This is a genomic window from Variovorax boronicumulans (genome assembly GCF_009811375.1).
In the GTDB taxonomy this organism is placed as follows: domain Bacteria; phylum Pseudomonadota; class Gammaproteobacteria; order Burkholderiales; family Burkholderiaceae_C; genus Variovorax; species Variovorax boronicumulans.
Genome location: NZ_BKDH01000004.1, coordinates 154,415 through 176,268 on the forward strand (window position 1 = coordinate 154,415; position 21,854 = coordinate 176,268).

General features: G+C 69.3%; 19 protein-coding genes. 11 read left to right on the plus strand and 8 right to left on the minus strand.

Annotated elements, in window-relative coordinates:
- Positions 1-3 precede the first annotated feature (3 nt).
- Together VHAB30_RS25775 and VHAB30_RS25780 are read right to left on the minus strand one after the other, a co-directional pair.
- Complete coding sequence (locus VHAB30_RS25775; RefSeq protein ID WP_159279069.1) at positions 4-1,398, minus strand: sensor histidine kinase; 1,395 nt, start codon at positions 1,396-1,398, stop codon at positions 4-6.
- A gap of 8 nt (positions 1,399-1,406) precedes the next feature.
- Complete coding sequence (locus VHAB30_RS25780; RefSeq protein WP_056574813.1) at positions 1,407-2,096, minus strand: response regulator transcription factor; 690 nt, start codon at positions 2,094-2,096, stop codon at positions 1,407-1,409.
- Between the two features lie 114 nt (positions 2,097-2,210).
- Here VHAB30_RS25780 and VHAB30_RS25785 point away from each other — a divergent pair, with 114 nt between their 5' ends.
- From VHAB30_RS25785 to VHAB30_RS25800, 4 genes are all read left to right on the plus strand, one after another.
- Positions 2,211-3,092 (plus strand): alpha/beta hydrolase, encoded by an 882-nt coding sequence (locus tag VHAB30_RS25785; protein WP_159279070.1) that lies wholly within the window; start codon positions 2,211-2,213, stop codon positions 3,090-3,092.
- 17 nt (positions 3,093-3,109) lie between these two features.
- Positions 3,110-3,397: a phosphopantetheine-binding protein gene (locus VHAB30_RS25790; RefSeq protein ID WP_062473796.1), complete on the plus strand. Its 288-nt coding sequence runs from the start codon at positions 3,110-3,112 to the stop codon at positions 3,395-3,397.
- Positions 3,394-4,686: a beta-ketoacyl-[acyl-carrier-protein] synthase family protein gene (locus VHAB30_RS25795; RefSeq protein ID WP_159279071.1), complete on the plus strand. Its 1,293-nt coding sequence runs from the start codon at positions 3,394-3,396 to the stop codon at positions 4,684-4,686. The genes VHAB30_RS25790 and VHAB30_RS25795 overlap by 4 nt, the downstream gene beginning before the upstream one ends.
- 99 nt (positions 4,687-4,785) lie before the next feature.
- Positions 4,786-5,274, plus strand: a complete 489-nt coding sequence (locus VHAB30_RS25800) for a GNAT family N-acetyltransferase (protein WP_235926921.1) — start codon at positions 4,786-4,788, stop codon at positions 5,272-5,274.
- 12 nt (positions 5,275-5,286) lie between these two features.
- Here VHAB30_RS25800 and VHAB30_RS25805 read toward each other — a convergent pair whose 3' ends face one another.
- Positions 5,287-7,548, minus strand: coding sequence for a heavy metal translocating P-type ATPase (locus tag VHAB30_RS25805; protein ID WP_159279072.1), 2,262 nt, complete (start codon positions 7,546-7,548; stop codon positions 5,287-5,289).
- A 161-nt stretch (positions 7,549-7,709) separates the two neighbouring features.
- On the opposite strand from VHAB30_RS25805, the gene VHAB30_RS25810 reads away from it, so the two are divergent.
- Both VHAB30_RS25810 and cueR read left to right on the plus strand, forming a co-directional pair.
- Positions 7,710-7,904: a heavy-metal-associated domain-containing protein gene (locus tag VHAB30_RS25810; protein WP_062473802.1), complete on the plus strand. Its 195-nt coding sequence runs from the start codon at positions 7,710-7,712 to the stop codon at positions 7,902-7,904.
- The gene (cueR, locus tag VHAB30_RS25815; protein WP_095948420.1) at positions 7,904-8,323 is read left to right on the plus strand and encodes a Cu(I)-responsive transcriptional regulator; all 420 of its coding nucleotides are present in this window, start codon (positions 7,904-7,906) and stop codon (positions 8,321-8,323) included. Before VHAB30_RS25810 ends, cueR begins: the two co-directional genes overlap by 1 nt.
- A gap of 105 nt (positions 8,324-8,428) precedes the next feature.
- On the opposite strand, the gene VHAB30_RS25820 is transcribed toward cueR, so the two are convergent.
- Positions 8,429-9,388, minus strand: a complete 960-nt coding sequence (locus VHAB30_RS25820; RefSeq protein ID WP_159279073.1) for a YcjF family protein — start codon at positions 9,386-9,388, stop codon at positions 8,429-8,431.
- Between the two features lie 567 nt (positions 9,389-9,955).
- On the opposite strand from VHAB30_RS25820, the gene creB reads away from it, so the two are divergent.
- Positions 9,956-10,750 carry a two-component system response regulator CreB gene (creB, locus tag VHAB30_RS25825; RefSeq protein WP_159279074.1) on the plus strand — a complete coding sequence of 265 codons (795 nt, stop codon included), beginning with the start codon at positions 9,956-9,958 and terminating at the stop codon, positions 10,748-10,750.
- Positions 10,747-12,189 carry a two-component system sensor histidine kinase CreC gene (creC, locus tag VHAB30_RS25830; protein ID WP_062473809.1) on the plus strand — a complete coding sequence of 481 codons (1,443 nt, stop codon included), beginning with the start codon at positions 10,747-10,749 and terminating at the stop codon, positions 12,187-12,189. The genes creB and creC overlap by 4 nt, the downstream gene beginning before the upstream one ends.
- Here creC and VHAB30_RS25835 read toward each other — a convergent pair.
- From VHAB30_RS25835 to creD, 4 genes are all read right to left on the minus strand, one after another.
- Positions 12,183-12,788: a hypothetical protein gene (locus tag VHAB30_RS25835; protein WP_062473812.1), complete on the minus strand. Its 606-nt coding sequence runs from the start codon at positions 12,786-12,788 to the stop codon at positions 12,183-12,185. The two genes, creC and VHAB30_RS25835, sit on opposite strands and share 7 nt — an antisense overlap.
- 109 nt (positions 12,789-12,897) lie before the next feature.
- Entirely contained in the window at positions 12,898-15,291 is a 2,394-nt protein-coding gene (locus VHAB30_RS25840; RefSeq protein WP_095743027.1) for a penicillin-binding protein 1A, read from the minus strand.
- A gap of 10 nt (positions 15,292-15,301) precedes the next feature.
- Positions 15,302-16,594, minus strand: coding sequence for a glycoside hydrolase family 3 N-terminal domain-containing protein (locus tag VHAB30_RS25845; protein WP_159279075.1), 1,293 nt, complete (start codon positions 16,592-16,594; stop codon positions 15,302-15,304).
- Positions 16,591-18,069 (minus strand): cell envelope integrity protein CreD, encoded by a 1,479-nt coding sequence (creD, locus tag VHAB30_RS25850; protein WP_159279076.1) that lies wholly within the window; start codon positions 18,067-18,069, stop codon positions 16,591-16,593. The genes VHAB30_RS25845 and creD overlap by 4 nt, the downstream gene beginning before the upstream one ends.
- Positions 18,070-18,284: 215 nt before the next feature.
- Between creD and VHAB30_RS25855 the strand changes: the two genes are divergently transcribed.
- Genes VHAB30_RS25855 through VHAB30_RS25865 form a run of 3 tightly spaced genes read left to right on the plus strand, consistent with a single transcriptional unit; the run spans position 18,285 to position 21,845 of the window.
- Complete coding sequence (locus tag VHAB30_RS25855; RefSeq protein WP_159279077.1) at positions 18,285-20,345, plus strand: VIT and vWA domain-containing protein; 2,061 nt, start codon at positions 18,285-18,287, stop codon at positions 20,343-20,345.
- Positions 20,346-20,362: 17 nt separating this feature from the next.
- The gene (gene xrtQ / locus VHAB30_RS25860; protein WP_159279078.1) at positions 20,363-21,295 is read left to right on the plus strand and encodes an exosortase Q; all 933 of its coding nucleotides are present in this window, start codon (positions 20,363-20,365) and stop codon (positions 21,293-21,295) included.
- Complete coding sequence (locus tag VHAB30_RS25865; protein WP_159279079.1) at positions 21,276-21,845, plus strand: hypothetical protein; 570 nt, start codon at positions 21,276-21,278, stop codon at positions 21,843-21,845. The genes xrtQ and VHAB30_RS25865 overlap by 20 nt, the downstream gene beginning before the upstream one ends.
- Positions 21,846-21,854 lie beyond the last annotated feature (9 nt).

A 21,854-nucleotide genomic window follows, 5' to 3' on the forward strand; every position in this document is an offset into this window, starting at 1 on the left:
CTGTCAGGCGTCGTCCCCGAAGGTCACGCTCACGCGCAGACCGGTCGGCTCGGCGGCTTCGAGTCGCAGTTCTGCCCCCAGCAGCTCGGCATAGCGCGCCACGATCGACAGCCCCAGCCCCGCGCCCTGCCCCAGCTTCTGGCCCGCGGGGCCTTGTGCCCAGCGTTGCATGAGGTCACGCTGCGCTTCGAGCGGAATGCCGGGTCCGTCGTCGATCACGCTCAGCGTGCGACCCGCGAGTTCGACGGTGATGGTGCGTCCGCCGTAGCGCAGCGCGTTGTCGATCAGGTTGTCGAGGATGCCCTCCACCAGCGCTTCGTTCGCGAGCACCGTCACGCCGTCGTCGAGGCCGCGCGCGCCCAGGTCGACGCCGCGCGCATCGGCGCGCGCCAGGTGGCGCAGCACGGTCTGCTCGGCCAGCATGTCGAGCGACACGGGCGTGCGCTGCAGGTCGGTGCGCGCCTCGTCGGCCAGTGCGAGCGCAAGCAACTGGTCGATCAAATGGCTCGCACGCGCCTGCCGCTCGGACACGCGCGTGAGCTGTTCGCGCCACACCTCGGTGTCGTGCTGCGCGAGCCCGTACTCGGCCAGGGCGCGAATGCCCGCGAGGGGCGTGCGCAACTCGTGCGCCACGTTGCCCACGAACTCGCGCTGCGCGCGCACGCTGTGGCGCAGCCGGTCGAACAGCGCGTTGACGGCATCGCCCAGGCGCTGCAACTCTTTCGAGGTCTGCGCCACGGCCACCGGCGAGAGGTCGCGCACGTCGCGGGTGTCGAGTGCGCGCTGCAACTCGCCGAGCGGTCGCAGATCGCGCCGGATGCCGTGCCAGAGCCACACGGCCAGCAGCACGAGCAGCAGCACCTGCGGCGCCATGGCATAGAACAGCAGCCGCTGCACCAGGGCGGCGCGGCTCAGCGTGGTCTGGGCCACGATCACGCGGTAGGGCATGTGCAGGCCGGGCTCGGCGTCGTGGTCGAGCACCACAGCGCGCAGCACATTGCCGTCGTAGTCGATGTCGGAAAAACGGTAGCGCGAGCCTTCGTCGGGTAGCGGTGCCTTCAGGTCGGCCCTGCCCGAGATGGGCGTGCCGTCGAGCCGCTGCACCGAGAAGTAAACCTTGTCGGTCTGGTCGAACAGCACGGTCGCCACTTCGCGCGGCGTCAGCAGCAGCTCGATGCCGCGCTCGCCCGCCTGCACGTTGGCCGACAGCGCATAGGCGTCGTCGAGCATGCCGCGGTCGAAGGCCTGCTCGGAGAAGTAGTTGGCGATGACGAGTGCGATCACCGCACCGGCCATCCAGGTCAGCGCCAGCGGCACCAGCACGTTGCGCAGCACGCGCCGCGTGAGCGACGGTGCGACACGGGCAACGGGCGCGACCGGCGGGAGGGCCTCGCTCACGGGCGGCCTCACACCTCGGCTTCGAGCAGGTAGCCGATGCCGCGCAGCGTGCGGATGCCCGCGCCCGAGCCGAGCAGCTTCTTGCGCAGGCGCGAGATGAAGGCCTCGAGCGCGTTGTCGCCCAGCGATTCGTCAAAGCCCGAGAGCTTGTCCGACAGCGCCCGCTTGCTCACGGTGCGCCCCGGCGGGCTCATGAGTTCCCACAGCACCTCGAACTCGCGCGCCGGCAGGTCGAGCGGTGCGTTCGCGACCGCGAAGCGGCGCGCCTTGCGGTCGAGCTTGAGCTGGCCGAGCACCACGATGTCTTCGGTGCCCTTGGCGCGCCGCACCAGCGCGCGCAGCCGCGCCTCCACCTCGGCGAGGTCGAAGGGCTTGCCCAGGTAGTCGTCGGCGCCGGCGTCGAGCCCGGCGATGCGCTCTTCGGTGCGCCCGCGCGCCGTGAGCACGAGCACCGGCGTGCGGTCGCCGCGCGCACGCGCCTGTCGCAAGGCCGTGAGGCCGCTCGCGAGCCCGCTGGTGGGGCTGGCGGTGGCGGGCAGGTTGAGGTCGAGCAGCACGGCATCGAAGGGCTGCACGCGCCACAGGTGGTCGGCATCTTCGACGTTGGTCGACACGTCGACCCGGTGACCCGCGTCGGCGAGGCTGCGCAGCATCACGTCGCGCAGCACGGTGTCATCTTCCACAAGCAGGATTCGCATGGTGAGTGAATGAGTGGTGGGTGATTTGTGGGTCTGCCCTGGCGATGGACGCGTCAGCGGCCGGTCAGTCGCTCACCGCGATAAACGCGACATGAGCATACGACACACCTTCCGATGAGTGCACGCGATCCCTCCGATCCCTTGAGCCTGGTGTCCCCCGCCGTGCAGCGCACCGCGGTGGTTCTGCTGCATGGTTTATGCAGCACGCCTGACGAGCTGCTGACCGTGCAATCGACCCTGCAGCGCCACGGGTATGCGGTGCAGCCGCTGTGCATCTCCGGCTACTCGTTCGACGCCGCCGCGCCGCTGCAGCAGGCCGTGCCTTTCGAGCGCTGGCTCGACACCCTCGAGGCGCACGTGAAGGTGCTGCGGCGCACGCACGATCGCGTGATGCTGGTCGGCATCTCGGCCGGCGCCTCGCTGGCCCTGGGCGGCGCCATCCGCTGCGGGCGCGAGGTGGACGCGCTGGTGCTCATGTCGACCACGCTGCGCTTCGACGGCTGGGCCGTGCCGCGCACGCGCTTCCTGCTGCCGCTGGCCTTCTACACGCCGCTGGGCCGCCTCTGGCAGTACCGCGAGCGCCCGCCCTACGGCGTGAAGAACGAGCGCGTGCGCACCTGGATCGAGCGCGAGCTGCGGCATCGCCAGGTCTCGCGCGCCGGCAGCGCGGTGATCGGCGTGGGCCACCTGCGCGAACACGACCGGTTGATCCGCCACGTACGGCGACGCTTGAACGACGTGCAGTGCGAGCAGGTGCTGGCGCTGCATGCGCGCGAGGACGAGGTGGCCAGCCTGTCCAACCTCGACCTGCTCGTGCGCGGGCTGCGGTGCGCCTCGCTGCGCACCGTGGTCCTGAACAACAGCTACCACATGATCAGCATCGACAACGACCGCCAGCAGGTGGTGCGCGAGACCCTCGCCTTCGCCGAGACCGTGGCCCACGGCCCGGTGCCCGAACCCGTGTTCCGCGTCCGCGGACTTGCTCTTCACGCCTGAAAGAAAGGAACCTCCTCATGTCTTCCTCTCCCACCTTCAACAGCATCGCCACCATCCTCGAGACCGACTTCCGCGTCGCGCGCGCAAACATCTCGCCGGCCACCGCGCTGTCGGACCTCGGCCTCGATTCGCTGGCGCTCATGGAGTTCGTCTTCGCGGTGGAGGACGCCTTCCACCTGCGCATTCCCGAAGATCGGCTCGACCCGCGCGAAGCCGGCATCACGCTGCAGCGGCTGTGCGAGGTGATCGATGCCGAGGGCGAAGCCGCCGCCGCACGCGCCGAACCCATGGCAGCCGCCGCATGAGCAGCGGCGCCGCCCATGCCGTGCTGGCGGCCACCGCCACGGCCCACACCGCCGCCGCACCCGTGCACGTGAGCGGGCTCGGTTTCATCACGCCGCTCGGACGCAGCATCGCGGCCTTCGACGATGCACTGTTCGCCGGCCGCTCCGCGGTGCGCGCGCAGACCCTCGAGATCCCCGGCATGGACCCGATGGCCATCGCCGCCGCCACCTGCGACTTCGACGCCAGCAGCGTGCGCAGTGCCTCGCGCCTGCCGCTGGACCGTGGCACCGCGATGGCCCTGGCCGCTGCGCAGGATGCTGCGGCCGATGCCGGTCTGGACCTCGACGCCCTCGACCGCGACCGCCTCGGCATCTTCTGGGGCAGCGGCCTGGCCGGCGCCGGCACCTTCGACGCCACCACGCGCGCGCTCTACGGCGAACAGCGCCGCATGCGCCCCACCACCGTGCTCACCGTGATGCCCAACGCGGCGGTCGCCGAACTGGCGCTGCACTTCGGCGCGCGCGGCGCGGCGCTGGCCTATGCCTGCGCCTGCGCTTCATCGGCCGTGGCCATCGGCGAGGCCATGCGCGCCATCCGCGGCGGCTGGATCGACATCGCCATCGTCGGCGGCCACGACGCCATGCTCACGCCCGGCGTGATGGCCAGCTGGCACGCGATGCGCGTCATGGCGCCGCCGCCGGCCGATGCACCCGCCACCGCCTGCCGTCCGTTCTCGGGCGACCGCGCGGGCTTCGCCATCGGCGAGGGCGCGGCCGCGCTGGTACTCGAATCGGAGGCCCATGCGCGCGCCCGTGGCGCCGGCGCCCAGCCCTTCGTGCTCAGCGGCTACGCCAGCAACTGCGACGGCACGCACATCACCAACCCCGACCCAGCCGGCCAGGTGCGCGCGATGCGTGCCGCGCTGCGCGACGCCGGGCTCGTGCCCTCGGACATCGGTCACATCAACGCCCACGGCACGGCCACGAGCGCGGGCGATGCGGCCGAGGCCGCGTCGATCGGCGAGTTGTTCGGCCACGCCGCACCGGTCAGCGCGACCAAGGCGATCCACGGCCACGTGCTCGGCGGCGGCGGCGCCATCGAACTCGTGGCCGCACTGCGCGCATTGGCCCGCGAGACCCTGCCGCCCATCGCCCACCTGCGCACGCCGGACGCCGCGTTCGGCAACGTCGACTTCGTGCGCGGCGCGGCACGCGAGGCGCGGGGGCTGCGCCATGTGCTGTCGAATTCCTTCGCCTTCGGCGGCACCAACGCGGTGATCGTGGCGAGCCGGCGCTTCCCGGAGGGTTGAACTTCGGGGGAGAAAAAAGCGGGGCGGTTGTCAGCACCACCTTGCCATGGCTATGCTCGGCCGCATCCATCCTTGCGGACCTCATAGAAGAAGCGCGACATGCCCCTGCACCGCCCTGCCGCCCCCTCGGACTTCGACGCCGTCTTCGATCTCTACATGCATGAGCGGGTCGTGCCCTACCTGGGCTACGACCCGATGCCGCGCGACGACTTTCGCCCGATCTTCCAGGGCCTGCTCGACAGCGGTGGCTTCTTCATCTTCGAAGTCGATGGCCGGCTCGCCGGCTTCTACCGCGTCACGCGCTACCCAGGCCGTGCACAGCATGTGGCGAGCCTGGGCACGCTCGCGGTCGATCCGGATCTGCATGGCCGTGGCGTCGCGCAGACCATGGTGAGCGACGTGCTCGCGCGGCTGAAGGCCGAAGGCGTTCGCCGCGTCGAGCTGATGGCCGAGAGCGACAACGCCACAGCCCTGCGCTTCTATGCCCGGCTGGGCTTCGTGCAGGAAGGCACGCTGCGCCAGTTCTACCGCCGGGCCGGCGAAGCGGACTTCGTCGACGAGCACCTGATGGCGCTGCTGTTCGACTGATCCGCTGTCGGATCAATGTTGTTGGTGCTTGGGCTTCCAGCGCCGCAGCAACAGCGCATTGGCCATCACGCTCACGCTCGACAGCGCCATCGCCGCACCGGCCACCACCGGGCTCAGCAAACCGAAGGCTGCGAGCGGGATGCCGGCCACGTTGTAGGCGAAGGCCCAGAACAGGTTCTGCCGGATCTTCGCCACCGTGCGACCCGAGAGCTCGAGCGCTTCGGCCACGAGCGCGAGGTCGCCACGCATCAACGTGATGCCGGCCGCTTCCATCGCCACGTCGGTGCCGCCACCCGACGGCGCCATCGCGATGCCCACGTCGGCCGCGGCCAGCGCGGGCGCGTCGTTGGCGCCGTCGCCGACCATCGCGACCACATGGCCGTTCTTGCGCAATGCACTCACCTGCTCGGCCTTGTCGGCCGGCAGCACGTCGGCGCGCACGTCCTCGGCCGGAATGCCCAGGCGCGCGGCCATCGCCTGCGCCGCGCGCAGGTTGTCACCCGAGATCATCACCACGCGCAGGCCACGGCCACGCAGCGTGCGGATCGCTTCGGCAGCCTGCGGCTTCGGCTCGTCGGCGAAAGCCAGCAGCGCCTGCACATGCGCGGAGCCGGCATCGTCGAAGCGCAGCAGCGCGGAGACCGTCGCGCCTTGCGACTGCAGGCGTTCGATGTCGGCTTCAGCCGGCATCGCATCGAGTTCGCGGCACCAGCGCAGGCTGGCGATGGCCCAGGTCGCGCCGTTCACTTCGCCGCGCACGCCGCGCCCCGGCATCGCCTGCATCGCACCGAGCGGCGGCGCCTGCACGCCGCGTTCGGCAGCGGCAGACAACACGGCGCGTGCGAGCGGATGTTCGCTGCCGCCTTGCAGGCTGGCGGCCGTGGCGAGCAGGTCGTTCTCCTTCGCCAGCGCACCGGCCGCGGGCAGCAGCGCCGTGAGCACGGGGCGGCCCACCGTCAGCGTGCCGGTCTTGTCGAAGGCCACGGTGTCGACGCGGTGTGCAATTTCCAAAGCCCGTGCGTCCTTGATGAGGATGCCGTGCTTCGCGGCCACGCCCGTGCCCGCCATCACCGCCACCGGCGTCGCCAGGCCCAGCGCACAGGGACAGGCGATGACCAGCACCGCCACCGCATGGATCAGCGCGGTCTCGACGCCGGCTCCCGCGACCATCCAGCCCGCGAAGGTGACGAGCGCAATCACCAGCACCACCGGCACGAACACCGCCGCCACCTGGTCGACCATGCGCTGGATCGGCGCCTTCGCGGCCTGGGCGTCCTCGACCAGCCGGATGATGCGGGCCAGCACGCTCTCGGCGCCGACCGCGCGCACTTCGATCACCATGCGGCCGTCGCCGTTCACGGCGCCGCCGGTCAGCATGTCGCCGGGGTTCTTGGCCACGGGCAGCGGTTCGCCGGTGAGCATCGATTCGTCGACTTCGGACTGCCCTTCGAGCACGCGCGCATCGGCCGGCACGCGTTCGCCGGGGCGCACGGCGAGGCGGTCGCCGACCATCACGTCGGCCAGCGGCACGTCGCTTTCCTTGCCGCGTGCGTTGATCAGGTGCGCCACTTCGGGCCGCAGCTGCTGCAGCGCGCGGATCGCCGAGGTGGCCTGGCGCTTGGCGCGCGCCTCGAGCCACTTGCCCAGCAGCACCAGCGTGATCACCACCGCCGAGGCTTCGAAGTACAGGTGCGGCACCATGCCGTGCCCCGCATGCTCGCCGGTGGCGGCGCGCCACCACAGCCACAGCGACAGGCCGAAGGCCGCGCTGGTTCCCAGCGCCACCAGCAGGTCCATGTTGCCAGTGCGGGCCTTGGCCGCATGCCAGCCCGCGCGGTAGAAACGCGCGCCGAGCCAGAACTGCACCGGCGTCGCCAGCAGCAGCTGCACCCAGGGCGGCAGCATCCAGCTCTGGCCGACCAGGTCGCCGAGCATCGGCGCCATCAGCGGGATCGACAGCGCCAGGCCGATGGCCACGGGCATGAAGCCGTGCCAGGGCGACAGCGCGGCGGCCTCGTCCTGCGCGGTGCTTTCGGCGCGCGGCTCGTAGCCGGCGGCGCGCACGGCGCGGCGCAGCAGCAGGGCCATGTCCTCGCCGCCGGTGGCCACGATGCGGGCCGACTCGGTCGCGAGGTTGACGCTCACGTTCTGCACGCCGGGCACGTTCTTGAGCGCGCGCTCCACGCGCATCACGCACGAGGCGCAGGTCATGCCGCCGACCGAGAGGTCCAGCGTGGCGGCGGCCGCGGAAGGTTGAGGCTGAATGTGTTCCATGGTCCCGAGGCTAAAGCCTGACACCATGGCAAGGTCAAGCGCGGTGGCTTCAAAGCCCTTGGCTGGACGTTGACATCGTGAGAGGGTTGAAACTGGCGTTGTCCCCGATTCGGGTGTTCAATCCTTCCACCCTTCATTCATTCCGACAAGGAGCAACGACGATGAGCCAGAAATTCCAGGTCTCCGGCATGAGCTGCAACCACTGCGTGGAGGCGGTGCAGGACGCGGTGCAGACGGTCGACCCGCACGCACAGGTCACGGTCGATCTCGAAACCGGCCATGTGGACGTGTTGAGCCAGCAGCCGCGCCAGGACATCGTGGTCGCGATCGAGAACGCCGGCTACACCGTTCAATGATGACGGCGACCACGGCCCACGGCCGCCAGGTGGCCATCGGCGAGGCCGCGCGGCTGTCGGGTGTGTCGGCGCGCATGGTGCGCCACTACGAAGGCCTGGGCCTGCTGCCTGCGGTGGCGCGCACCGAGAGCGGCTACCGCCAGTACAACGACGCCGACATCCACACGCTGCGCTTCATCAAGCGCTCGCGCGACCTGGGGTTCTCGATGGAAGAAATCGCCGAGCTGGTCGGCCTGTGGCACAACCGCCGCCGCGCCAGCTCGAGCGTCAAGCGCATCGCGCAAAAGCACCTGGGTGAACTGGAACAGCGCATCGCCGACATGCAGTCGATGCGCAGCACGCTCGCGCACCTCGTGCATTGCTGCCACGGCGATGCGCGGCCCGATTGCCCGATCCTCGACGACCTGAGCCAAGTCTAAGTACTCCCCCAGGCTTCGCGCACTTCGTGTCGCTGCGCCAACCCCCTCGCCGGGGGCGATACCGGTGGCCCGGCAAAGCCGGTTCCACGGTATCCCTGGAAAAAGTCAGGCGTTCTTCACGAGCGACAGCACCTGGCTCGTGTCGAGGGTGCGCGCGCGTTCCTTGATCGCCGGCAGGTACTGCGTCTGCAGGCCCTGCCCTTCCTTCACCACGCTGGAGAACGCGTCCTTCAGCATCTGCGTGGAGAGCGTGCGCCCGCCCGCGTAGTAGCGCTTGGCCACGTGGCCCAGCGCATAGGTCGAGGCGAAGCTCATGCCCGAGCTCACGGCCTGCTTGCCGAGCCCGCCCAGCAAACCGCCGCCGACCTTGCCCAGCAGGCCGCCGAGCAGCTTGCGCCCGGCCTGCTCCAGGTACTGCGAGGTCAGGCCCACGCCCACGGTGGCCAGGAAATCCTTGATGTGGCCGGTGTCCAGCTGGTAGCCGTGCGCCTGCCCGATGCGGTAGACCAGCTTCATCTGCAGCGGAATGATCGCCATGGTCGACAGCGTCTCGGGCAGCAGCTCGAGCGCGCCGTTGAGGATGGCGGCGTTGAGGATCGCGCGGTCGAGCTCGGTGCTGTCGGGGGCCTGCGGCGCCGCAGGGGCTGCGGCCGTTGCCGCCGCTCCGGCCGTCACCGCGACCGCCGCCGGCACCGCGGCGGCAATGTCTTCCGCCCGCTGCGAGAACTGCGCCGCCGAGGCGTCCAGGCCGAGCGAACTGCGCACGTCCATCAAAAAGAGCCGCTCCGGCTCCGACTGCACGCCGTCGGCGTCGCACATGCACACCGCCATCTCGTACGCCAGCTGGCGCGACTCGGCACTTTTCAGCTCGCCGGCCACCGAGGCCAGCGACACCCGCTTCATGAGCACGTCCTGGTAGATCGTCGGCAGGTTCACGCCGTCGGCCTGCGACAGGCCCTCGGCGATGCGCTTGATCTCGGCGCGCTCGCGCTCGTGCTTCTCGCCGTCGACAAACGCCGCCAGCAGGCTCAGGGTGACGATCGCTTTTGTTTCAGAAGGTGTCATGTTCGAGTTTTTCGTCATGTGAAGGAGCGGATTGGGTCCGCGCGGCGCCCGAAGGTTCCTCCACGCGTTCTCCCCACAAAACTGGGGCAACTCTGTGGATAACCCCGGCACTGCTCTGTAGGGGCGTTGCAAGTCATTGATTTGCAAGGGAAATCTACAACCTGCTCAATTAACAGGCAATGAATTTCTCGCCCCGAAAACCGCCTTTCGCAGATTTGGCGAAGGCTGTCAAAGGACAACTCTGGGGAGAGTTTTTGCACAAGCCATCGGTTATCCACAGGGTCGGCGGGTTACCCCATGTTGTCCAAGTTGCGGGTACACCACGGAAGCGCGGGTGCGCACAGTGACGCGGGCATGACAAGTCGTTGTCACGTCAAGGAAAAAGCGACCTTTCCACAGACCGGTGCGACCCTTATCTACTACTACTAATTTGAATAAGAAGAATAAGAAGACAGGAAGAGGAAAAGCCGCGCCCGAAAAAAAAGCCGCGAAAGGCCGCGCCGGTCGCCGGCGCCTCGGGCGGAAAACCGGGCACGGGTCGTCCGTGGCCCTCGCTAACATCGCCGGATGAGCTTCAAACCCCGGATCCTGATTGCCGAAGACGAATCGGGCATCGCCGACACGCTCCAGTACGTTTTGAGCAGCGACGGTTTCCAGCCGATCTGGTGCGCCACGGCCGAAGAAGCCATCGCGCAGTTCGCGCAGGAGCGCCCCGCCCTCGCGATCCTGGACATCGGATTGCCCGACCTGAACGGCTTCGAGCTCTTCAAACGCCTTCAGGCGCTGAACCAGTCGATGGGCGGCCCGGAGGTACCGATGGTGTTTTTGACGGCCCGCAGCGACGAAATAGACCGCGTGGTGGGCCTCGAACTCGGTGCAGACGACTACATTGCCAAGCCGTTTTCCCCCCGGGAGCTGGTCGCCCGGGTGCGAACCATCCTGCGGCGCAGTGCCAGAAACGGCTCAGGAAGCCCGCCAGTCGCCGCAGCGCCGATTCATGGGGTACCCCATCAAAACGCGCCGGCGCCGCCTCCAACGGCGCCACAGACCCCTTCAACGCCCTTTTCGCTCGACAGTGAGCGCATGCAAATCCGTTACTACGGACGGCTGCTGGAACTCTCGCGCTACGAATACGGCCTGCTGAAACTCATGGTCCAGCGCCCGGGGCGCGTGTTCACGCGCGACGAACTGCTGCAACTCGTCTGGGACGACGCCAGCGACAGCTTCGACCGCACGGTCGACGCGCACATCAAGACGCTGCGCGCCAAGCTCAAGACCATCGCGCCGGAGGTGGAGCCGATCCGCACCTTGCGCGGCACCGGCTACGCGCTGCACGAAGATCTGCCCGCCAACAGGGAATGACGCGGCGCACGCGAATCTTCATCGGCATCCTGCTGATCTACACGGCGGGCATCGCCTTCCTGCTGTACCGCGTCGTTTCCGACATCGACCCGCGCTACCGCGAGTCGGCCGAGGAATCGCTGGTCGAAACCTCGCAGCTCATGGCCAGCCTGGTCGAGCAGGACGTGATCGCCGGCGCCATCAACACCGCGCGGCTGGAGCCGCTCTTTCGCAGCGTCTACACGCGCGAGTTCTCGGCCCAGATCTACAACCTGCACAAGAGCCGGGTCGAGCTGCGCGTGTACGTCACCGACCGCACCGGCCGCGTGATGTTCGATTCGCTCGGCCGCCACCTGGGGAACGACTACTCGCAGTGGAGCGACGTGAAGCGCACGCTCGGCGGCCTGTACGGCGCGCGCACTTCGCGCGACGTCGACGGCGACCCGCGCACTTCCGTGATGTACGTCGGCGCACCCATCCGCTGGAACGACGAGATCGTCGGCGTGGTCAGCGTCGGCAAGCCGGTGCAGAGCTTCGGCCAGTTCGTCGAGGACGCGCGCGTGCGCACCATCTGGGTCGGCGTGGGTTCGGCGCTGGCGCTGCTGCTGCTCACGGTGATCGTCTCGGTCTGGCTGGTGCGGCCCTTCGGCCTGATTCGTGACTACTGGACCTGGGTGCGCGCGCAGCGCAGCCTGAGCCTGTCGCGCATGGCGCGGCGCGCGGTCGATGCCGTGCGCACCGGCTTCGGCGAAATGCGCGATGCGCTCACCGGGCGCAACTACGTGGCCGACTACGTGCAGACCTTCACGCACGAAGTGAAGAGCCCGCTGTCGGCGATCCGCGGCGCGGCCGAGCTGCTGCAGGAACCGCAGATGCCGCACGACCAACGCGAGCGTTTCCTGAAGAACATCGAACGCGAAACCCAGCGCATCCAGGAAATCGTCGACCGCATGATGGAGCTCACCGCGCTCGAGACGCGGCGCACGCTCGACCGCACCGAACCGGTGGCGCTGGGGCCGTTGATCGAAGACATCGCCGCCAGCGCGCAACCCGCTGCGTCGCGACGCAACATCCGCCTGATCGTGAACATCCGCGAGCCTGCGCGTGTCGAGGGCGATCCGTTTTTGCTGCGCCGCGCGATCAGCAATCTGCTCGACAACGCGCTCGACTTTTCACCGCCCGACAGCGAGGTGCTGCTGACGCTGGAAACCACCTCGCGGCTGGCGCGCATCAACGTGCGCGACCACGGCCCGGGCATTCCGGACTACGCGCAGGAAAAAGTCTTCGAGAAGTTCTATTCGCTCGCCCGGCCGCACAGCCAGAAGAAGAGCACGGGGCTGGGCCTGGCGTTCGTGAAGGAAATCGCGACCCTGCACCGGGGCCGCATCGACCTGGGCAACGCGACGCGTGGCGGCGCCGTGGCGACGCTCACGCTGCCGCTGCTGTCAACGCATCACTGACCCACGAGCGCGCGGTAGGCCTCGCGCGTCTCGGGACTCACGGCGTCGAGCAACTGCTCGTACGAAGTCTGGTGCCGCGCCAGCATGCGTGCCGAGGCCACGGCCTTCGATTTGCAGAACCAGTGGCAGGTGTGCTGCATCAGGAACAGCTCGGCCGACATCGTGAAGGCCTTCGATTTCGGTGAGCGGCCCGCCGCATTTTTCGCCACGCCCGCGATGCCGCGCGCATGAATGCGCAATGCCTCGCGCAGGTCGAAGCTGGCGGAAGGGAACAGCGTGGTGGCGAACGGCAGGGCCACGGGCAGCCGGCTCACGCGCGTGTCGGCTTCGGGTTCACGCGCCAGCTCGGCGGCGAAGGTTTCGAACTGGCCCGCGAGCTTTTCCTCGGTGGCGTCGAGCAGGTGCCAGATCTGCTGGCGGCGCTCGGCGTCGTCTTCGCCGAGGCAGCGCAGGTAGCCCTGGGTCAGGCTCTCCATCAGCTTCTCGATCTGGTAGCGGCCCAGATGGCGACCGAGCAGCGCGATGCGCTGGCGCTGTTCCTTGGACTTGAGGATGTAGAAGCCGGCGGCGATCAGGGCCACCAGGGTGAGGATTTCCATGGATGCGAGAAAAGGGGAGAAAAGAGAAGAGACAAAAAAGAAGCGGGGGCCGCGGCACCGAGTGTAGGCACCGCGCGTCCCCCGCGTCTTTGGGTGATCTCGCCGCTGGCTAGCGGAAGAAATCAAGAATGCGGTTGCGTTCCTCGGGCGGCGGCGGCGCACCGACCGGCGCGCCCGTCAGCACTTCCACCGGCTGGATCGGCTGCTCGGCGCTTTCCAGGCCCAGGCTCGCCACGTTGTGGCCCGGCGTGAAGTCGTCGAAGTACCACTCGCCGTCGATGCTCACCACGCCGGGCGGTTCGGCCGGCAGGGTCACGGGCACGCCGCGCAGCGCCGACTGCATGTAGCCGATCCAGATCGGCAGGCTCAGGCTGCCGCCGGTCTCGCCGCGCACGCCGAGTTGGCGCGGCGTGTCGTAGCCGACCCAGGCGATGCCCACGCGCGTGGGCTGGAAGCCCGCGAACCAGGTGTCGAAGGAGTCGTTGGTGGTGCCGGTCTTGCCGTACAGGTCGTCGCGCTTGAGCGCCTGGTAGGCCTTGAAGCCGGAGCCACCCTTGACCACGCTCTGCAGCAGCGATTCCATGATGAAGGCGTTGCGCGCGGGAATGGCGCGGCGGCTTTCGTCGAGCACCGGGGGCTCGGTTTCCATCAGCACCTTGTCCTTGAGGTCGGTCACGCGGGTCACGAGGTACGGGTTCACGCGGTAGCCGCCGTTGGCGAACACCGAGTAGCCCACCGCCATCTGCATCGGCGTGACCGAGCCGGCGCCCAGGCCCATCGGCAGGTTGGCCGGGTGCTTGTCCTTGTCGAAGCCGAACTTGGTGACCCAGTCTTGCGCGTAGGGCGCGCCGATCGACTGCAGCACGCGCAGCGTGACCAGGTTCTTCGACTTCATGAGCGCGTTGCGCAGCGGCATCGGGCCTTCGAAGCCGCCGTCGAAGTTCTTCGGGTCCCAGGGCTGGCCGCCGTTGGCGGCGGCGTCGAACACCAGCGGCGCGTCGTTCACCACGGTGGCGGGCGTGAAGCCCTTTTCGAGCGCGGCCGAGTAGATGAAGGGCTTGAAGCTCGAGCCCGGCTGGCGCCAGGCCTGCGAGACGTGGTTGAACTTGTTCTTGCCGAAGTCGAAGCCGCCGACCAGCGCCGTGATGGCGCCCGTGCGCGGGTCCATGGCGATGAAGGCGCCCTCCACTTCGGGCAGCTGCGTGATTTCCCAGGTGTTCTTGGGCGTCTTCGCGACGCGGATCACGGCGCCGCGACGGATCTTGATGTTCGGCGGTGCCTTCGCGGCCAGGCCGGACTGCGCGGGCTTCAGGCCCTCGCCCGAGATCTCGAAGGCTTCGCCGTTGGCGCGCACCGCCGTCACTTCTTTCGCGCTGGCTTCCAGCACCACGGCCGAGATCACGTCGCCGTTGTCGGGGTGCTCGGCCAGGGCTTCGTCCACCGCCTCGTCGATCTCCTTCTGGCCGCTGGCCGGCAGATCGACGAACTTCTCGGGGCCGCGGTACACCTGACGGCGCTCGTAATCCATGATGCCCTTGCGCAGCGACTTGTACGCCGCCGCCTGGTCGGCCGCCACGAGCGAGGTGTAGACCTTCATGCCGCTGGTGTAGATGCTGTCGCCGTACTGCGCGTACATCATTTGGCGCACGGTCTCGGCCACGTACTCGGCGTGCAGGCGGTTCGGGTCGGCGGCGTCGCGCAGGTGCAGTTCTTCCTTCTTGGCTTCGGCCGCCTGTTCGGCGGTGATGAAGCCGGTCTCGTGCATGCGGTCGATCACGTAGAGCTGGCGCGCCCGCGCGCGGCGCGGATTGGCCACCGGGTTGTTGGCGCCGGGCGCCTTCGGCAGGCCGGCCAGCATGGCGGCCTCGGCGATGGTCACCTGCTGCAGCGGCTTGCCGAAGTAGGCCTCGGAGGCGGCGGCGAAACCGTAGGCGCGGTTGCCCAGGTAGATCTGGTTCAGGTAGATCTCGAGGATCTGGTCCTTGCTGAGCTGCTGCTCGAGCCGGAAGGCCAGCACGATCTCCGAGGCCTTGCGGCTGAGCGTGCGCTCCGAGCTCAGGTAGACGTTGCGCGCCACCTGCATCGTGATGGTCGAGGCGCCCTGCTTGCGCCCGCCCTTGAAGCTGGCCACGGCCGCGCGCGCGAAGCCCTTGTAGTCCACGCCACCGTGGTCGTAGAAGCGCGCGTCTTCCACGGCCAGCACGGCGTCTTTCATGACCTTCGGAATGTTCGCGAAGGGCGTGAGGTTGCGGCGCTCCTCGCCGAACTCGCCGATCAGCGAACCTTCGGCCGTGTACACGCGCAGCGGCAGCTTGGGCCGGTAGTCGGCCAGCTCGGAAATGTCGGGCAGCTTCGGGTAGATGGCGACCACCCCCACGATGGCGGCGCCCAGCAGCGCGACGGCGCCGGCACCGGCCGCGATGGCGCTCCAGCCGGCGATGCGTTTCCACGGGAGCTGGCGCAGCGCACCGGCGGGTTGGGAAGGGCGAGGTTCTTGGGACATGGGATGGGGGCTAGCGAAGAGGTTGGAGCCGTGGCGCGCGCGGGCGTTCCGTCACCCGGGGATCGAGCGCGCCGCGCCGCACGCCTTCCAGCGCGCAGTGCATGGCATCGAAATACTTGTCGTGGTCGTAGGCGATGAGCAGCAGGTCCACCCCGGCGTCGAGTGCGCCCAGCGTGGCGTTGCAAAGACCTCGGTTGTAGGCCCCGCCCATCGTGAGGTCGTCGGTGACGAGCAGGCCCTGAAAGCCCCATTCGCCTCGAATCACCTGCCGCACGATTTTGCGTGAGAAAGAGACCGGCGCGTCCGCGTCGAGTTCCCGAAGGATGACATGGCCGAGCATGATCGCGGCATCCGAATGTTTCGACACGTCTTGAAACGGCTTCCAGTCGTGCGCGGCCAGCCGGGCCACGGGCGTGCGCAGTTCGGCACCCATGTGGTGCGTGTCCTCGGTCACGCCGGCCAGGCCGGGAAAGTGCTTGAGCGTGCCGCGCACGCCAGCCGATTCAAGGCCTTGCTCGTAAGCGAGCGCCACCTGCGCGGTGACGTCGGGGTCGCTGGAAATGGCGCGTTCCTCGATGCGGGTGTGCAGGTCCCAGCGGCCCGGGGCGCGGCCGGGACGCAGGTCGACCACCGGGCTGAAGTTCAGCGTGATGCCCAGCGCGGCGAGCGCCCCGCCCTGCTGCGCGCCGTAGGCACGGGCACGTTGCAACAGTTCGTGTGCGGGCACGTCGGCGTCCAGCAGACTGGCGAGTGCCGGCTGGCGGGGCACCATCGGCGACAGGCGCGAGACGCCGCCGCCTTCCTGGTCGGTCGCCACCACCAGCGGCGGCAGGCCGGCCGCCAACCGCAGCGCCTGCAGGCTGGCGATTTCCGCGCGCAGCGTGTCGGCGCTGCGGCCTTTCACATTGCGGCCGGTGACGAAGATGCCGCCGATCAGGCCCCGGCGGGCCAGCTCGCGCAGGTCGTTCGCATCGTCATAGCCCACGATGAAGCGCGCGCCGAGCGCCTGCGCCACCGGGCCCGAAGCGGCATTCACTTCCAGCCGGTGCTGGCGCGAGGCCAGCTCGTGGCCCAGTGCCGTCAGCACCGCGCCCACCGTCAGGGCCAGCGCCACCACACGGCGCGCGCCGCGCGCGCTGCGCCAGGCGATCGCGGCGGCGGCGCACAGCGCGGCGAGCAGCAGCGGCAGCTCCTCCTCGCGCAGAAAGCGCAGGTGCGGGTCCTTCAGGTGCCAGGCCCAGGCGCACAGCACGGCCAGCAGCAGCCAGCCGAGCACGCCGGGGATGGCGCGCAGCAGTCTCATGCGTCCACCGTGGCCGCCGGGGCGGGGTCGCTGCGGCGCGACAGCGCATACCAGTCGACCTTGCGCGTCACGAGCATCAGCGTGGCCAGCATGCCGAAGATCAACAGCGCGCCCAGCAGCAGCGCATTGCTTTCCGAGGCCAGCAGGCCGTAGAGCGCGCCGTACAGCAGCGCCACGAAGGCGGCGAACGACAGGCCGCGGCGCCAGCCTTCGAGCACCGCGCTGAAGTACACGGCCAGCAGCGCCACGCTGGCCGCGGCCGCGCCCGCGTAGGCCATCCAGAAGGCGAACCTCTCCGACAGCGCGAGCAGCAGCAAGAAGAACAGCGCGATCGACAGGCCCACCAGCCCGTACTGCACCGGGTGCAGGCGCAGCTTGCGGAACAGCTCGAACATGAAGGCCGCCATCAGCACCAGGCCGATGAAGAGCGCGCCGTACTTGCCGGCCCGCGTGCTCATCGAATACACGTTGACGGGCTGCGCGAGCGACACGTCGAAGGTCTGCAGCGGGCCCGAGGCATGGCGCGACATGGACGCTGAGGGCGCCGTCCGCACGACGGCCGCCGCGGCGTTCTGCGCGGCATCGCCTTCACCGGCCCACAGGCCGGCGCGCACCTGTTCGCGCGCCGTGGTCACGAGCGAGGACACGCGCCAGTGCGCGTCGAAGCCCTGCGGCGTCACCTCGCGCTGCGTGGCCAGGAAGCGACCGCCGAAGCTGGGGTGCGCCCACGGCGAACGCAGGTGCGCGGTGGTTTCCTCGGCGATCGGCACCATCGAGAGCGTGTCCTGGCCCACCAGCGAGAGCTTCATGTCGAAGGCCAGCGGCTTGCCCGTCTGCCAGGCGGCGAGCGCGGCGCCCGTGAGCGGCGCGTGGATGCCGTCGGCGTACGTGGCGTTGTCGGGCAGGCCGGGCACGCGCTGGCGAAAGCGCAGCGCCTCGCCGTTGACGGTGAGCGCGGGCGAGCCGTCGAGGCCGCGCAGGTCGCTCACGTGGAAGGCGACGAACGGCGGGCGGAACTCGATCGACGAGCCGCTTTCGCTGTGCGGCACGGCCTGCGGGTCGAAGCCCGCGAAGCCGCCGCCGAGCGCGGCCGTGAGCGTGTAGAACGGAATGCGGAAGATGCCGCGGTAGCGCTCCTGCGGCGCCATGTCGCCCTCGATGTGCAGCTTGTCGGGGAACACGGCGTGCACCATCTCCTTGCTCTGCGGGGCCTGCCCGATCACCTTGCCCTGCGCGTCGCGCAGCGGCTCCATCCAGCGCTCCACGTACGGCACCAGCAGCAGCGGGCCGACCATGGCCTGCGGCCCGGCATAAGACTCGGCGAGCTCGCGCGCGGCCTCCTGCTGGCTCTCGCCGCGGGCGCGGTTCAGGTCGTCGATGCGCGCCAGCGGAATGCACAGCACCAGCAGCAGGAAGAACAGGCCGGCCACCTTGACCAGCACCGAAGCCTGCAGGGCCTTCAACAGTTGAAGCATGAGTTTCTCCCCTCTTTTCCGGGTTTTTCGTGATGAGGCGCCGATGCTCTCCGGCCGATCCGAAGGCCGTATGAAGCCGCCGCGCGGCGCACTTCACACAGACTTCACACAGCGGCGCCTCCGGTTGTGGCGACTTCAACGCGCCTTCCAACTGCCTTCTCGCACGCTCACGACAGTGAGGGCCGTGCAAGTTCGCACGCAGAAGGACACCCGCCATGGACACCCCCACCACCCCACGCCCCGGCCGTTGGCTCTGGCTCGCCACCGTGAGCCTGGCGACCGTGGGTTTCATCGCCATGGGCGCCCGCCCGGTCCACGCGCAGGAAGCGCCCGCCGGTCCGCGCCTGAAGACCGAGAGCCCGTATTTCTTCGTCAAGAGCGACGACCCCTCGGTCGACCGCCTGCCGCTGAAGGGCACCGAGGTCTCGGTCAAGATTTCGGGCGTGATCGCCGACGTCACGGTCACGCAGACCTACCGCAACGAAGGCCAGCGCGCCATCGAGGCGAAGTACGTGTTCCCCGGTTCCACCAAGGCGGCCGTGAGCGGCCTCAACGTGCGCCTGGCCGACCGCCTGATCACGGCGCAGATCCGCGAGAAGCAGCAGGCGAAGATCGAATACGACACGGCCAAGAAGGAAGGCAAGACCGCCGCGCTGCTCGAGCAGCACCTGCCCAACGTGTTCCAGATGAACGTCGCCAACATCCTGCCGGGCGACGACGTGAAGGTGGAGCTGCGCTACACCGAGCTGCTGGTGCCGCAGTCGGGCAACTACCAGTTCGTGTTCCCGACCGTGGTCGGGCCGCGCTACAACAGCCCGCAGTCGGAGAACGCACAGGCGAAGTGGCCGGCGCAGCCCACACTGCGCGCCGGCGTGGCGCCCAGCACCAGTTTCAAGCTCACGGCAAGCATCGACACGCCGATGGGCCTGAAGGAAATCCGCTCCGCCACGCACACCATCGACGTGAAGAAGCGCGACGAAGACCAGCACGCCGACATCGCGCTCAGCGCCGACGGCCGCCCCGCCGACAACCGCGACTTCGTGCTCGACTACCGCCTGGCGGGTGAAAAGATCGAATCGGGCCTCATGCTCTACAAGGGCCAGGGAGAGAACGCAGAAAACTTCTTCCTCGCCATGGTCGAGCCGCCCAAGGCCGTGACCGCCAGCGCCATCTCGCCGCGCGACTACATCTTCGTGGTCGACATCTCGGGCTCGATGCACGGCTTTCCGCTGGACACCGCCAAGACCGTGCTCGAACGCCTGATCGGCGGCCTGCGCCCCAGCGACACCTTCAACGTGCTGCTGTTCTCGGGCAGCAACAAGATGCTGTCGCCGCAGTCGGTGCCGGCCACGCGCGCCAACATCGAGCAGGCGCTCGCCACGATCAAGAACTACAGCGGCAGCGGCAGCACCGAGCTGATCCCGGCGCTCAAGCGCGTGTACGCCGAGCCCAAGGCCGCGAACGTGTCGCGCACCGTGGTGGTGGTGACCGACGGCTACGTGACGGTCGAGCGCGAAGCCTTCGAGCTGGTGCGCAACAACCTGTCGAAGGCCAACGTGTTCGCCTTCGGCATCGGCTCGTCGGTAAACCGCAGCCTCATGGAAGGCATCGCACGCGCCGGCATGGGCGAGCCCTTCATCATCACCGACCCGGTGCAGGCACCCGAGCAGGCCGCGCGCTTTCGCCGCATGGTGGAGTCGCCCGTGCTGACGAACGTGAAGGCCACCTTCGGCGGCCTGGACGTGTACGACGTGGAGCCGCAGGCGCTGCCCGACGTGCTGGGCGAGCGCCCGGTGATCGTGTTCGGCAAGTGGCGCGGCGAGGCCAAGGGCCGCGTGATCATCGAAGGCCAAGCCGCCACCGGCCCCTACCGCGAGGAAGTGCGCATCACGCCGCAGACGCGCCAGGACACCGCCGCGCTGCGCACGCTGTGGGCACGCCACCGCATCCAGAGCCTGAGCGACCAGGAGGCGCTCGAAGGCAGCGCCGCCTTCAAGGACCGCATCACCGAGCTGGGCCTGAAGTACAGCCTGCTCACGCAATACACCAGCTTCATCGCGGTGGACAAGGTGGTGCGCAACGTCGCGCCGCAGAACAGCGTGGACGTGAACCAGCCGCTGCCGATGCCGCAGGGCGTGAGCGACCTGGCGCTGGGCGCCGAGGTGCCGAGCACGCCGGAGCCGGAAACGCTGGGCGCGATCGCCGTCGTGCTGTCGATGCTGGCCATGCTGCGCCGCCGCGCGCGCCGCAACGACCCGCGCCGCTTCACGGCTTGAACACAGGACGCACGACCATGTCTCTGGCAACCCTGGCCCACCACCATCCGCGCGTCGTGGACTGGGCCATCCGCATCGACCGCACGCCGGCCTTCGGCTGGCTCGCGCTGCAGTGCGCCGCGCTCGCGCCCACCTGGGCCTGGATGGCGCGACGCCTGCAGGACGGTTCCGACGATCCGCTGGGCCTCGTGGCGCTGGTCGCCCTGGCCGCGCTCGCCTGGCAGTGCCGGCGCGAGCTGCGCGCCTCGCCGCGCCTGGGCTGGCTGGCGCTGGCCGGCGTGGGCACCGTGCTCGCCACGCTGCTGCGCACGGGCGGGGGTGGCCTGCCCGCGCTGCCGCCGCTGGCCTCGGGCCTGGTGGCGGTGCTCTCGCTCGCGGCCGGGCTGCTTGCCTTCCTGCCGCGCGGCGTGGCGGCGCTGCCGGTGGCCGGGCTGTCGGTGCTGGCGCTGCCGCTGCTGTCGTCGCTGCAGTTCTACGCCGGCTACCCGCTGCGCGTGGTGACGGCCGAGGCCAGCCGCTGGCTGCTCGCGCCGGGTTTCGAGGTGGCGCGCGAAGGCGCGACGCTGATGGTCGACGGGCGCCTCGTCATCGTCGACGCGCCCTGCTCGGGCGTGCAGATGGTGTGGCTGGGCTACTTCACGGCCTGCGCGGTCGCGCTGTGGGCGCGGCGCAGCGACCGCGCCTTCCTGCGCCGCCTGCCGGCCGTCGGCCTGCTGGTGCTGGCCGGCAACATCGTGCGCAACAGCGTGCTGATCGCTTTTGAAGGCGCCGGCCATGCGCTCGCGCCGTGGGCACACAACGCGCTGGGGCTGGTGCTGCTGGCCGTGGTGTGCGGCGCCATCGCGCGCCTGATGGTGCCGGCACGCGTCGCGCCGCGCATCGAACTCGACCGCCCGCTGCCGGGCCTGATCACCGCCGAAGGAGGCCGCCGTGTCGATACCGTTCGTTGAGCGCTGGTTTGCCAACCATTTCATCAACCGCGTGGGCCACAAGAGCGCCTTCGCGCTGGCGATGCTGCTGTGCGTGCTCTGGTCGGCCGCGGCGGCGCTGCGCGCGCCGGTGGCCGAAGCCGACGCGGTGGGCGCCCACGAATGGCCCAGCCAGTGGGACGGCGTGCCGCTGCGCCCGCTGGCGCTGAGCGAGGTCGAGCAGCGCTTTGCCGATCGCTTCCCGGGCGCCATCGGCCGCATGACCGACGGCCAGCAGACGCTGGTGATGCGCGCCGTGAACCGGCCCACGCGCATGCTGCATCCGGCCGCCGACTGCTACCGCGCGCTGGGCTACCGCATCGAGCAGGCGCGGCTGGAACGCGACGCGCAGGCGCGGATGTGGCGCTGTTTTGTGGCGCAACGGCACGGTACGGCAAATTTCCGCGTCTGCGAGCGCATCGTCGACGCCCAAGGCACGGCTTTCACCGACACTTCGGCCTGGTACTGGGCGGCGGCCAGCGGCCAGTCGCACGGTCCGTGGCAAGCTGTCACCGTGGCAAGACCGATGTGATGAGAACGT

Bases quoted from the DNA above. Each gene is read 5' to 3' on its own strand.
- VHAB30_RS25820 (WP_159279073.1), bottom strand. From the start codon at position 9,388: ATGACACCTTCTGAAACAAAAGCGATCGTCACCCTGAGCCTGCTGGCG.
- xrtQ (WP_159279078.1), top strand. From the start codon at position 20,363: ATGTCTCTGGCAACCCTGGCCCACCACCATCCGCGCGTCGTGGACTGG.
- VHAB30_RS25810 (WP_062473802.1), top strand. From the start codon at position 7,710: ATGAGCCAGAAATTCCAGGTCTCCGGCATGAGCTGCAACCACTGCGTG.
- creD (WP_159279076.1), bottom strand. From the start codon at position 18,069: ATGCTTCAACTGTTGAAGGCCCTGCAGGCTTCGGTGCTGGTCAAGGTG.
- VHAB30_RS25795 (WP_159279071.1), top strand. From the start codon at position 3,394: ATGAGCAGCGGCGCCGCCCATGCCGTGCTGGCGGCCACCGCCACGGCC.
- VHAB30_RS25785 (WP_159279070.1), top strand. From the start codon at position 2,211: ATGAGTGCACGCGATCCCTCCGATCCCTTGAGCCTGGTGTCCCCCGCC.
- VHAB30_RS25835 (WP_062473812.1), bottom strand. From the start codon at position 12,788: ATGGAAATCCTCACCCTGGTGGCCCTGATCGCCGCCGGCTTCTACATC.
- creC (WP_062473809.1), top strand. From the start codon at position 10,747: ATGACGCGGCGCACGCGAATCTTCATCGGCATCCTGCTGATCTACACG.
- creB (WP_159279074.1), top strand. From the start codon at position 9,956: ATGAGCTTCAAACCCCGGATCCTGATTGCCGAAGACGAATCGGGCATC.
- VHAB30_RS25805 (WP_159279072.1), bottom strand. From the start codon at position 7,548: ATGGAACACATTCAGCCTCAACCTTCCGCGGCCGCCGCCACGCTGGAC.
- VHAB30_RS25800 (WP_235926921.1), top strand. From the start codon at position 4,786: ATGCCCCTGCACCGCCCTGCCGCCCCCTCGGACTTCGACGCCGTCTTC.
- VHAB30_RS25790 (WP_062473796.1), top strand. From the start codon at position 3,110: ATGTCTTCCTCTCCCACCTTCAACAGCATCGCCACCATCCTCGAGACC.
- VHAB30_RS25780 (WP_056574813.1), bottom strand. From the start codon at position 2,096: ATGCGAATCCTGCTTGTGGAAGATGACACCGTGCTGCGCGACGTGATG.
- VHAB30_RS25840 (WP_095743027.1), bottom strand. From the start codon at position 15,291: ATGTCCCAAGAACCTCGCCCTTCCCAACCCGCCGGTGCGCTGCGCCAG.
- cueR (WP_095948420.1), top strand. From the start codon at position 7,904: ATGACGGCGACCACGGCCCACGGCCGCCAGGTGGCCATCGGCGAGGCC.
- VHAB30_RS25845 (WP_159279075.1), bottom strand. From the start codon at position 16,594: ATGAGACTGCTGCGCGCCATCCCCGGCGTGCTCGGCTGGCTGCTGCTG.
- VHAB30_RS25855 (WP_159279077.1), top strand. From the start codon at position 18,285: ATGGACACCCCCACCACCCCACGCCCCGGCCGTTGGCTCTGGCTCGCC.